A 12,095-nucleotide genomic window follows, 5' to 3' on the forward strand; every position below is an offset into this window, starting at 1 on the left:
CTTCGGGTGAGGGGCAGTCGCGCAGCGGCCGGTTCGGCCATCGGGCAGCGCGCTCTCCCTTTCGGAGGCCGGGCTCTCCAAGAGTCCTGGAGAGGGGTTCCGAAAACCTTCCATCGCGCTTCCCCTCGGCTACCGCTGCGCGCGAAAAGGAGAAGGCCCCGGAAGGGTGGCGACGTGGACGTACCGGACGCCGTCGTGGAAGACCAGCCCCAGCGTCTTCCAATGGCCGAGGATCCGCCGGACCTGGTCGTGCGTCACGTTGACCCCGAGTTCGGCCGTGAGGCGCCTCACCAGCGAGGGCAGTCCTCGCGGGGCGCTGAGCAGGTGGAACATCGCCACGCCGAAGGGGTCGTCGATGGTGAACTCGCGCCAGGCGTAGCGCTTCCTGCTGTTGGAAAGGCGCACGACGTCGTCCGTGTCCCAGTGGACGAACCGGCAGTTCCGGTGCTCGGAACGCCACCTGCCGACGGCCGATTCGATTCGGGCGGCGACGTCCTGACCGATTCCCCTTCCGCCTTCCGCGGCCGAGTGGAGATGGGCGGAGGTGCCCATCGGCGGGGTCAGATGGTGCAGTGCGGGGAACTGCTCGAGGATCGCCAGGCAGTCGGTGTCGTTCTCACCGGGAAAGCCGTAAAGGTAGTTCCAGTTGGGCCGGATCCCCGCCGACACGGCGTCCCGAAGCGTCCGGATATCCAAAGGCGCCATGGACGGCGGGTTCGCGTGCGGGATTCCGTCCCGGTCGCGCCAGCACAGGCCGGGAATCGAAGCGAGGTCGCCGCCGTCGTCGAGCGCCGTCAGTAAACGCGCGAACACCGTCTCGTCCACGTCGCGGACGACGAAGTCGAGGGCGGGGTGGTCGCGGTGCATCCGGGCCCCCTCGACGCCGTCGCAACCGGTCCCGCCGAGGACCGTGCGGATCGCGGGGTTCAGCTCCTTCACCCGCCGCGCGGTGGCCAGCGACGCGGTGTTCTGCCGGTACGTCGAGGCGAACCCGACCAGGTCGGGGGCGGCGGCCACGATGCGGCGGGCCAGCCGGTGGACGAACGCGGGGGTCAGGGCGTGAAGGGCGGTGAGGGACCGCTGCCCGGCGACCCAGTGACGGAAGTCGACGTTGGCGTGGAGCACCTCCACGTCGTCCGGCGGGTACCGGCCACCCGCCGCGGACGTGAGGACGCCGAGGGCCGGGGACGGGGCGTCCACCGGGGCCCGGGAGAGGTTCGCCAGCACGATTCGCATGGCGCGCGGGCCTCAGCAGGTCACCGCCTCGGCGGCCACGATGCGCGTGCCCCGCCCGGCGGACCGGACGTCATCGGAGATCACGGTCTTCTTCATCGCCGCACCCTTCCCCACTCTCGGACCGGAGGTGCCCGGGAGGTTACGGAGGGATACTTCCGGCTTCCTACCGTTCGGCTACCGGTTCCAGCGCGGCCATCAGCCGGTCCAGGTCGTCGGCGGCCGGACCGTTCCCAAGTTCGCGGTAGATGGCGCTGGCCGCGAGGTAGGAGGCGTGGGCCTCCCGTTCCCGTCCGCACATCCGGAACGCCTCCGCGAGCCACGAGTGCACCTGGGCGAGGAAGTGCGGTGAGGTCGACGACCGCCCGAGCTCCCTGGCGCTGTCCAGGTGGCCGATCGCCTGCGCCACCCGGCCCTCGGCCAGGTCCGTCCGGGCCATGACGTAGTAGGTCTGGGCTCCTCCGATCTCCATGGTGAGCTGGGTCAGCAGCCCCAGGCCGGACCGGACGAGCGCGGCGGCCCCGGGCGTCCCCCGCGACAGCGCCGACAGGCCGAGTGTGAGGAGGGTGAACGCCTGGCCGTCCAGGGTCCGCCACACCGCCGCGACGGACTCGGCGTCCCGGCCCTGGCCGGACGCGTGCTCGTGGTCGTGCCTGGTGAGGGCTAACCCCCGCTCGGTCCGGACGGCGGCGATGTCGTTTCCGGCCTGACGGGCGACGTCGCGCGCGCGGCTCAGGGCGGCGTTCGCCTCCCGGTGCCGTCCGAGGGCCCGGAGGGCGGAGGCCCGCGTGGTGAGGGCCTCGGCCTCCGCCGCCTGACATCCGAGTTCCCGGAAGGCCGTCAGGGCGAGTTCGGCCTCGATCAGCGCGCTGTCGAAGTCCCGGTACAGCAGGCAGCGGGCCAGGCCGAGACGTGTCGTGGCCTCGCCCATCGCGTCACCGGTCTCCAGGCAGAGCCGCAACGCCTTGCCGTGCGTCCGTTCCCAGTCGCCGTACTGGCCCCTGACCTCGAAGAACTCCACCAGGTGGTGGCAGATGCCCCAGGCCGCCGCCGACAGGCCCGCCTCGCACGCCTGCGAGACGGCGGTGCTCAGCGCCAGGCGCTCCTCGTCGTACCAGTGCAGCGGATCCGAGATGATCTCGTCCAACTCGACGTCCGACAGGCCCGCGTAGTCCGACGCGGACGCCCCCGGGGCGGGACTAGCGACCGTGCCCAGAGCGGAGGCCGATGCCGCGCCCGGAGCCGGGGCCGACGTCCCGCCCGGGGCCGACGTCCCGCCCGGGGCGGAGGTCACGCCTGGGGTGGAGGTCACGCCTGGGGCGGAGGGCGATGTCGCGTCCGCAGCGGGGGACACAGGGGCGGGGCCCCAGGCGCGGTGCGCTCCGGAGTGGGCGCGGGACTCGGCCACGCCCGCGAGCCGCAGCCAGGCGTCGCTGACCCGGGCCAACGCCGCGTGCCTGAGCCGGGGAGGCTCCTCCGACAGGCACTCCCTGGCGTACAGCAGCACCAGGTCGTGGAAGCGGAGGCGCAGCCGTCCGCCCTGCCCGCTCCGGACGACCTCCAGCAGCTGGGCGTCGACGAGCGCCTCGACGAGGTCCTCGGCCTCGCCGACCGGGACCGCCAGCAGCGGGCCGAGGACCCAGGCGGGGAACTCGGGGACCTGGACCAGGCCGAGCACGCGGAAGGCCCGGCGCTGCGAGGCGCTCAGCCCGTTGTAACCGAGGGCGACGCTCGCCCGCACCTCCAGGTCGCCGAACGCGAGCTCGTCCAGGCGGCGGCGCTCGTCCCGGAGCCGGTCCACCAGGCGGGCGAGGGACCAGTGCGGACGGCTGGCCAGGCGCGCCGAGGCGACGCGCACCGCCAGCGGCAGGTGACCGCACAGCCGGGCGATCTCGCGGGCCTTCTCCGGCTCGGCGGCCACCCGCTCCCGTCCGACGATGGCCTCGATGAGCCCCACCGCCTGCTCGGGCTCGAAGACCTCCAGGTTGAGCGGGTGCGCGCCGTCCAGCCCGGACAGGCGGGACCGGCTGGTGATCAGCACCGAGCAGGTCGGGGAGCCGGGCAGCAGCGGACGCACCTGGGCCTCGTTCGCCGCGTTGTCGAGCAGGAACAGCATCCGGCGGCCGGCCGTCCGCGACCGGAAGAGCTCACCGGCCTCGTCGTGGTCCTGGGGCATCGCGCCGTCGTCGACGCCGACCGCCCGCAGGAACCGGCGCAGGACGTCGTGCGGGTCGGTCGGACGCGGGTCGTGGCCGCGGAGGTTCACGTAGAGGCGGCCGTCCGGGAAGTCCGGGCCCATGTCGTGGGCGACCTGGAGGGCGAGGGCGGTCTTCCCGACCCCGCCCTTCCCGGAGATGACGAGCACCGGCACGGCCAGGCGTTCCACCGCGTCGGCGGCGAACCACACGCGGACCCAGCCCATCTGCGTCTCCCGGCCGGCGAAGTCACCGACCGCCGCCGGGAGGTTGACCGGCCGCAGCGCCGCCGATCCCGATCCCGATCCCGATCCCGGTTCCGGGCTCGGCTTCGGAACAGGCTCCGGGATCGGTTCCGGCTTCGGCCCGGGGTCCGGTCCCGCTTCCGGTCCGGGCGGCGGCGCGACCTCGAGACCCGGGTCGCCCGTGAGCACGGCCTGGTGGAGTCTGCGCAGCTCAGTCCCCGGGTCCAGGCCGAGGCCGTCCGCGAGGACGCTACGGCACTGCTCGTAGGAGCTCAGCGCGTCCGCGACCCGTCCGGCGCGGTGGAGGGCGAGGATCAGCTGAGCCCAGAGCCGTTCCTGGTAGGGGTGCTCGGCCACCAGGATCCGGAGTCCGGCCACCAGCTCGGGGCTTCCACCGAACCTCAGCTCGGCGTCGGCCCACTCGAGCGCCGCGGCCAGCCTCCGTTCCTCCAGGAAATGCCCGTCGGTGCTCAGCCCGGGAGCCGCGTCGGAGATCGACCGTCCCCGCCAGGTCCACAACGCCGCGCGGAACCGTTCGGCCGCCTCCTGGAACCGGCCCTCGGCCAGGTGGGTCCGGGCGGCCTCGGCCGCGGCCTCCATCCCGGTCAGGTCGATCTGGTCCCGTTCGACGCGCAGCGCGTAGCCCTGCGCGTGCCGCTCGACCGTGCCCGGACCCAGCAGCGCGCGCAGCTGCGAGATCTGCTTGTGGAGCTGCTGGACGGCGGTCGTCGGGGGCTCCTCGCCCCAGAGCCAGGCGATGATCCGGTCGGCCGAGACCGGCTTGCCCGCGCGCAGCGCCAGTCCGGCGAGGAGCGTCCGCTGCTTGACCCCGCCGACCTGCAGCCGGTCCCCGCCTCGCCACGCTTCGATCGGTCCAAGCAGGAGAATCCGCATCTGGTCCTCCTCGCCCATCCGCCCACTCCCGTCTCCGACGTGGCGTCCACCCGCTCTCGTCAAGATCGCTCCGGCCATCCGCCCCGTCAAGGCAACGGCGGGTGAAGGTCGCTGAAGATCATGTTCATTGGAGATCACGCACAAATTCGGCGCGGATTTTGGGCAACCGCTGAGGTGTGACGACGTGCGGTGCCCGTCCGGGGGACCGTGGAGCCGCCGGGCCGCCGCACGTGACGGCCGCGGGGTCGGTTGCGTACCATCCCGATCAATCGATCGATGGGAGTTGTTCGGGTGCGTATCGATACGGTTCTGACGGATCTGGTCGGGCTGAGCGTGGATCCGGGGCGTCCCGTGGTGCGCCGGATCGGGGTGCACCACGGGCGGATCGTCGGGGTGGACGAGGAACTGGACGGCGTCCGGGCCCGGCGGGTGGTCTCGCTGGACGGCGCGTGCGTGGTGCCCGGGTTCAACGACGCGCACAACCACATGGTGCTCTTCGGGATGTCCCGGACGGAGATCGATCTCGCGAGCCCGCCCGTGCGGACGGTCGAGGACGTGTACGCGGCGGTCGCCGAGCGGGCCCGGACACAGCCCGCCGGGACGTGGATCATCGGGTCCGGATACGACCAGAACAAGATCGGCGGGCATCCGCACCGGGACGGGCTGGACGCCGTCGCGCCCGATCACCCGGTGTGGCTGCGGCACACGTCGGCGCACATGTCGGTCGCCAACTCGCGGGCGCTGTCGGCGGCGCTGGACGGGGCCGCCGTCCCGGAGGGCGGCAGGGTCGCGACCGACCCGGACGGGCGGCCGAACGGCCTGCTCGAGGAGCAGGCGCAGATGCTGCTGCGCCGCCTGCGGTACCCGTTCCCGGAGGAGCAGATCGTCCGGGCGATCGGGGCGGCGAGCGAGCAGTACCTGAGCGAGGGCATCACGACCTGCACCGAAGCCGGGATCGGGCGCGGCTGGATCGGGCACTCACCGGTCGAGGGCGCCGCGTACCAGGTCGCGCGGGAACGCGGGCTCCTCGGCGTGCGCGTGCGGCTGATGGTCGCGTCCGACTCGGCGCGAGAACTCGAACGCGAGCCGGGACTGGCCCCGGCGAACGGCCTCGACCTCGGGCTCCGCACCGGGTTCGGGGACGCGTGGCTGCGCCTCGGGGCCATGAAGATCTTCGCGGACGGGTCGCTGATCGGGAGGACGGCGGCGATGTGCTGCGACTTCGAGGGCGAGGCGGGCAACAGCGGCTACCTGCAGATGGACGCCGAGGCGCTGCGCGAGCGGATCATGAGGGCGCACGCGGGCGGATGGCAGGTCGCGACCCACGCGATCGGCGATCGAGCGATCGATCTCGTCCTGGACGCGTACGCCGAGGCGCAGGCCGTCCAGCCGCGCCCCGACCCGCGGCACCGGATCGAACACTGCGCCGTCACCCGTCCCGACCAGGTCGGACGGCTGGCCGAACTCGGTGTCGTCCCGGTGCCGCAGGCGACGTTCGTCGGGCAGATCGGCGACGGCATGCGGGCCGCGCTGGGCGAGTCGCGCGAGCCGTGGTGCTACCGGCAGCGCTCGTTCCTGGACGCGGGCCTGGTCGTCCCGGGCAGTTCGGACCGTCCGGTCGTCCGGGGGAATCCGCTGCTCGGCATCCACGACATGGTCAACCGCCGGACGCAGAGCGGCGAACCACTCACCCCGGGCGAGGCGGTCAGCCCGCTCGAGGCCCTCGCGTCCTACACGGCGGGCTCCGCCCACGCCGGATTCGACGAGCACGACATGGGCGCGATCACCCCCGGCCGCCTCGCCGACCTGACCGTCCTCGACAACGACCTCACCGCCATCGACCCCACCCGGATCAGGGACATCCGCGTGCTGGCCACCATGATCGACGGCGATTTCGCCCACCAAGCCCCCGGCACGACCTTCGCCTGACCCCCAAGTCCCCGGCACAACCTTCGCCTGACCCCCCAAGCCCGGGTCAGCGGGGGGACGGGGTGGTCTCCGGCCAGGCGGCGGCCACGACGGGTTGGAGGTCGAGGTCGTCCAGGAGCCGTTCGATCGTTCGATGGTCGCGGCTGCAGGACAGCAGGCTCAGCGCCATCTGCGCGTAGGTGGTGGTGAGGTCGCGCAGGGACGTCTCGCCGGACGTCGAGTACCAGCCGGCGACGCCCGAGCACATCTGGAGGAGGGCGATCCGGGCGATGCGCCGGTCCTGGACGGCGAAGGTTCCGGACGTGCAGCCGTCCGCGATCGCGTCCGCCCAGAAGTCCTCGTAGCGGTCGCGGAGCTCGACGGCCCGGGCGAGCCGCTCGCCGTCCAGGCTGCGCAGCTCGTTGTCGACGACCGCGGTCTCCTCGGGATGCGTCGCGTGCGACCAGACGTGCAGGTAGACCAGGCCGCACAGGCGGGCCTGCGGGTTCAGGTCGGGGGAGAGCCGGCTGGCGGCGTCGATGAGCCGGCGCGAGCTGTCCTGCGTGATCTCGAAGAGCAGGTCCTCCTTGGTGCCCATGTAGTGGTACAGCGTGGAGGAGTTGATGCCGACGGCCTCGGCGAGCTGGCGGATTCCGGTCGCGTGGAACCCGCGGGTGGCGAACAGGTGGACCGCCGCGCGCCGGATCTGCTCCTCGGTGCCGCCGGTCGCGACCCCGCCCCCGCGCGTCCTCGGGCCGCTCGCTCGTGCCATGGAATGCCGTCGCTTTCTGTTCCGCCGGGTCGGGCCCCGGCCCGGGCTCGGCGGGGCGGGGGACGGGGCGGATTCCGGCCGCCCCGGGGCGTTCCGGACGGGTCCGGGCCGCGGGTCCCCAGCGTATAGGCGGGTCGCGCGGTGTCGTCCGGACTCTTGACGGAGCGGCCGTGCCCGGTTTAGCGTCCAGCCCAATCGATCGATCGATCGGGGATCGGGCATCGCGACCATGGAGGCAGGATGGCCCAGGTGAACGACCCTCTCGCCGCGTCCGGGACGCGGCCGGTGGAGGTGACCTTCGACGGCGCGGTGGCCGTCGTCCGCCTCAACCGTCCGCACCGGCTGAACGCCGTCGACCCCGCGCTGGTGGACGGCCTGCTCGGCGCGCTCGCCCGCTGCGCGGACGCCGCCGGGCGGGAGATCGGCGCGGTGGTGCTCACCGGGAACGGCCGCGCCTTCTGCGCCGGACACGACCTGAAGGAGCCGCGTGAGCAGCCGACCCCGCTGGTCGAACGCCTCGACCGGCTGCAGGAGGTCACCCGGCGGATCCGCGCGCTGGCCGTCCCGGTGATCGCGGCCGTCCACGGGCACGCGGTCGGCGCCGGTGCGGAGTTCGCACTCGGCTGCGACCTGGTCGTCGCCGCCGAGGACGCGGTGTTCCGCTTCCCCGAGGTCGGGATCGGGCTGAGCGTCACGGGCGGGGTCAGCCACCTGCTGCCCGCGCTGGTCGGCCCGGCGAAGGCCAAGGAACTGGTGCTGCTCGGCGAGCCCGTCCCGGCGCGCGAGGCCGAGCGGATCGGCCTGGTCAACCGGGTCGTCCCGGCGGGCGCGCAGCTCGACGCCGCCCTCGAGTGGGCCCGCCGCCTCGCGTCCCAGCCGCCCCTCGCGACGTCCCTGGCCAAGACCGCGCTGGACGAGGGCACGGACGGGACGCTCCAGGGCGCGCTCGCCCTGGAGATCGCGCACGCCCTGGTCACGGACGCCGCGATCGCCGACGAGTACTCCGCGCACGCCGCCCTGAACGGCAGCCGGGCGAGGAACACCTGATGTCCACGTCCCCAGGCCCCCTCGCCCCACCACCGACCTCGCCGTCCCTCCAAAGCGGAACAAAGCCACCCACAACCACCCAACCCCGCACCGAGGTGCAGGGAGGGGCGTTGGGGCGGGGGGAGACGTTGGACGGGCTGGTTCGGCGGGCTGCGGCGCTGTGGCCGGAGCGGGTCGCCTGGACGTTCGACGAGACGGGGGAGCGGCTGACGTTCGCCGAGGTCGACCGGCGGACGGACACCCTCGCCGCCCTCCTGGCAGCGCACGGCGTGAGGCCGGGGGACCGGATCGCCGTGATGGTCCGCAACCGGCCCGCGTTCCCGCTGAGCTGGCTCGCGGCGGCGAAGATCGGCGCGGCGATGGTGCCGGTCAACACCGGCTACCGGCAGTACGACGCGACGCACGTGATCGCGCACGCGGGTTGCCGCGTGATCCTCACGACCGGCGAGTTCGTCCCGCTGATCGAAGAGATCCGGCCCGCGACCGACCTCACCCACGTCATCGACCTCGACCACGTCGCGCCCCTGACCGAAGCGTCTCCCCAGGGAAACCTTCCGGTCAGCGCGTCCTCGCACGAGGCGTCACCCAGTGGAGCGTTTTCCGCTGGGAACCGTCCGGTCAGCACGCTCTCGCACGACGCGCCACCCGGCAGTGCGCTTTCCGAGGGGAACGTTCTCAACAGCCCGCCGTCGTCCACGGAACCGGTTTCGGTTGCGGAGAGTGTGGCGAACGTCCAGTACACGTCCGGCACGACGGGTGCGCCTAAGGGATGTGTGCTGCCGCACCGATACTGGACGACCCTGGCCGCCGGGCTCGTCGACGGGTGGCCGAACCTGGGCGAGGACGACGTCATCCTCACCGCGCAGCCGTTCCACTACATGGACCCGCAGTGGAACGTCGCGGTCGGGCTGATGGCCGGGGCGTCGCTGGTCGTGCTCGACCGGTTCCATCCCACGACGTTCTGGGACAAGGTCCGCGAACACGACGTGACCTGGTTCTACTGCCTCGGCCTCATGCCGAAGCTGCTGCTCGACATGCCGCCCACGCAGGACGACCGGAACCACCGGGTTCGGGCGGTCTGCGCGTCCGCGATCCCGCCCGCGCTGCACGCAGCGCTGGAGGAGCGCTGGGGCGTCCCGTGGTTCGAGGCTTTCGGAATGACCGAAACCGGCAGTGACATCCGGCTCGGCCCGGACGACCACGACGCGGCCGTCGGCACCGGATGCCTAGGCCGTCCCGTCCCCGGACGCGAGGCGATGATCGTCGGACCGGACGGCACGACGCCCGTGCCGCGCGGCGAGACCGGCGAGCTGGTCTTGCGCGGGACCGGCATGATGCACGGCTACTTCCGCGACCCCGAAGCCACCGCGCGGGCGTTCGCGGGCGGCTGGTTCCACACCGGTGACCTGGCCAGAATGGACGCCGAGGGCCGCGTCCACTACATCGGCCGCACCAAGGACATGATCCGCCGCAGCGGCGAGAACGTCTCCGCGCAGGAGGTCGAGACCGTCCTGCAGTTGCACCCGCGGGTCGCGCTGGCCGCCGTCCTGCCCGAGCCGGACGAGCTGCGCGGCGAGGAGGTGCACGCCGTCGTCGTGGTCGAGGGCGGCGCTGACGCCGTCCCGCCCGAGGAGCTGATCGCCCACGGACGGGCCCAGCTGGCCTATTTCAAGGTCCCGCGCTACTGGACATACGTGGATGAACTCCCGCGCACGGCGTCCGAGCGGGTCTCCAAAGCGGCCGTCCGAAACCTGCTCTCCACGACCCCCACCTACGACGGAACGTCCGGCACATGGACGTGACGTCCGCGCCCACGTGGGAGATCCCCACGACCGTCCACTTCGACGAGTTCGACGTGAACGGCCACCTGCACAACGCGCGCTTCGCGCTGCACGTGGAACGTGCCACGACCGCGCTGTTCGCCCGATCCGGATTCGACACCACCGCCACCCACGACCGCGACGACGACCTGCGTTACGCCGTCGCCGCGTTCACGATCGAGTTCGCCGCGCCCGTGTCCCGCCCGGGACCGCTGCTCGTCGAGCTCACCCTGCGACGCCTCGGCCGCACCAGCGCCGAGTGGGCGTTCGCCTGCCGCACCGAGCCTGGTGCGGCGCCCAGCGCGACCGGCACCCGGACGATCGTCAAGATCGACCAGGCCGGCCGTCCCACCCCCTGGACCCCGCGAATGCGCGACCTCGCCCCCCTGGAGGCGCCATGACCATCCGAACCCAGACCGCGGCCCCGCAGGACGACACGGCGCTGAAGCCGGCCCTCGCGGACCGCCAGATGAGCATGATCGCGATCGGCGGCGTCATCGGCGCCGGGCTGTTCGTCGGCAGCGGCAGCGTGATCAGGTCCGCCGGACCGGCCGCGCTGGTCTCCTACGCCGCGTCCGGCCTGCTGGTCGTGCTGGTGATGCGGATGCTCGCCGAGCTGTCGGTGACCACCCCCGCGACCGGCTCGTTCGCCGCCTACGCCTCCCGCGAGCTCGGCAGCTGGGCCGGGCTCGCGATCGGCTGGATGTACGCCTACTCCTGGTCGGTGACCGTCGGCGTCGAGGCCGTCGTCGGCGGCGGCCTGGTCCACAAACTGCTGCCGGACGTGCCCGGATGGTCCGCGGCGCTGCTGTTCATGGTCGTCCTGACCGGCGCGAACCTGGTCGCGGTGCGCGCCTACGGCGAGTCCGAGTTCTGGTTCGCGCTGGTCAAGGTCGTCGCGATCGTCCTGTTCATCGTGCTCGGCGTGCTCGCGATCGCGGGCCTGATGCCGGGCGTGGACGCGCCGGGCACGGCCAACCTGCTCGACCACGGCGGCTTCGCGCCGCACGGCTGGTACGCGGTCGTGCCCGCCGCGCTCGTGGTGATGTTCGCGCTGAACGGCGCCGAGGTCGTCACGATCGCGGCCGGGGAGGCGGTCCGCCCGGCCGAGGCGGTGCGCAAGGCCGTCCGGTCCACGGTGACCCGGATCCTGATCTTCTACATCGGCTCGGTCGCGGTGATCGTGACGCTGCTGCCGCACGACTCGGCGAGCGTCACCTCCAGCCCGTACGCGGCGGTTCTCGACACCCTCGGCATCCCGCACGCCGGGACGGCCATGGACGTGATCGTCCTCGTCGCCGTCCTGTCCTGCCTGAACTCGGGGATCTACACCTCGTCCCGGATGATGTTCGCCCTGGCCGCGAACGGCGAGGCGCCCCGGTTCCTCGGCCGCACCAACCGGCAGGGCGTGCCGGTGGCGGGCGTCCTGCTGGCTTCCATCGCCGGATTCGTCACGGTCTGCGCGAACTACTTCGTCAGCACCACGGCGGTGTTCGACTTCCTGGTGAACTCCAGCGGCTCGGTGATCGTCCTGCTGTACCTGACGATCGCCGTAACGCAACTCCGCGCCCGGGCCCGAGCCGACCGCGAGGGCTTCGTCCCGACCGTCCGGATGTGGGGTCACCCGTACCTGTCCTGGCTGGTCGTCGTCCTGCTGGGCGCGATGCTGATCTTCCTGGCCACCCACTCCGACACCCGCCGCTCGCTGACCCTCACCCTCGCGGTCGCCGTCATCGCGGTCCTCGCAGGCGTCCTCCGCCAATCCCGCCGCTGACCTGCCTTGCCCCGGGCTCACCCCAGCGTCCGGGGCAAGCGGCCGGACACCCCGGCCCGTCCGAGAAGCCAGCATTCCCCCTGAGACCGGCCATCCGACACGGGCCAAACCCAGCGCGCCGTCCAGCACATTCGCCACCACGACGAAGGAACCGGCGCGACGCCCCATCAGCAGCGACCCTCCCCACACCTGCGACGGCGACGATGC

8 protein-coding genes are annotated in these 12,095 nt (G+C 72.6%); 5 read left to right on the forward strand and 3 right to left on the reverse strand.

The annotated features are described in order from the left end of the window. Window positions 1-129 precede the first annotated feature (129 nt). Both P696_RS0123940 and P696_RS47630 read right to left on the reverse strand, forming a co-directional pair. Window positions 130-1,236 (reverse strand): RiPP maturation radical SAM C-methyltransferase, encoded by a 1,107-nt coding sequence (locus P696_RS0123940; protein ID WP_026414327.1) that lies wholly within the window; start codon window positions 1,234-1,236, stop codon window positions 130-132. 163 nt (window positions 1,237-1,399) lie between these two features. Continuing rightward, window positions 1,400-4,567: an AfsR/SARP family transcriptional regulator gene (locus tag P696_RS47630; RefSeq protein WP_170026564.1), complete on the reverse strand. Its 3,168-nt coding sequence runs from the start codon at window positions 4,565-4,567 to the stop codon at window positions 1,400-1,402. A 291-nt stretch (window positions 4,568-4,858) separates the two neighbouring features. On the opposite strand from P696_RS47630, the gene P696_RS0123955 reads away from it, so the two are divergent. Continuing rightward, window positions 4,859-6,496 (forward strand): amidohydrolase, encoded by a 1,638-nt coding sequence (locus P696_RS0123955; protein WP_026414328.1) that lies wholly within the window; start codon window positions 4,859-4,861, stop codon window positions 6,494-6,496. Between the two features lie 46 nt (window positions 6,497-6,542). Here P696_RS0123955 and P696_RS47635 read toward each other — a convergent pair whose 3' ends face one another. Continuing rightward, the gene (locus P696_RS47635; RefSeq protein ID WP_064744101.1) at window positions 6,543-7,247 is read right to left on the reverse strand and encodes a TetR/AcrR family transcriptional regulator; all 705 of its coding nucleotides are present in this window, start codon (window positions 7,245-7,247) and stop codon (window positions 6,543-6,545) included. Window positions 7,248-7,496: 249 nt separating this feature from the next. Here P696_RS47635 and P696_RS0123965 point away from each other — a divergent pair, with 249 nt between their 5' ends. The 4 genes from P696_RS0123965 (at window position 7,497) to P696_RS47640 (ending at window position 11,888) form a co-directional block, all read left to right on the forward strand. Further along, complete coding sequence (locus P696_RS0123965) at window positions 7,497-8,294, forward strand: enoyl-CoA hydratase/isomerase family protein (RefSeq protein ID WP_245627787.1); 798 nt, start codon at window positions 7,497-7,499, stop codon at window positions 8,292-8,294. A gap of 128 nt (window positions 8,295-8,422) precedes the next feature. Next, window positions 8,423-10,096: an AMP-binding protein gene (locus P696_RS54780; protein WP_170026566.1), complete on the forward strand. Its 1,674-nt coding sequence runs from the start codon at window positions 8,423-8,425 to the stop codon at window positions 10,094-10,096. Then, on the forward strand, window positions 10,087-10,515 hold the full coding sequence (locus P696_RS0123975) for an acyl-CoA thioesterase (RefSeq protein WP_026414331.1): 429 nt from the start codon (window positions 10,087-10,089) through the stop codon (window positions 10,513-10,515). The genes P696_RS54780 and P696_RS0123975 overlap by 10 nt, the downstream gene beginning before the upstream one ends. Next, window positions 10,512-11,888 (forward strand): amino acid permease, encoded by a 1,377-nt coding sequence (locus P696_RS47640; RefSeq protein WP_051468082.1) that lies wholly within the window; start codon window positions 10,512-10,514, stop codon window positions 11,886-11,888. Before P696_RS0123975 ends, P696_RS47640 begins: the two co-directional genes overlap by 4 nt. The last annotated feature ends 207 nt before the right edge of the window (window positions 11,889-12,095 follow it).

Source organism: Actinomadura oligospora ATCC 43269 (assembly GCF_000518265.1).
GTDB lineage: Bacteria > Actinomycetota > Actinomycetes > Streptosporangiales > Streptosporangiaceae > Spirillospora > Spirillospora oligospora.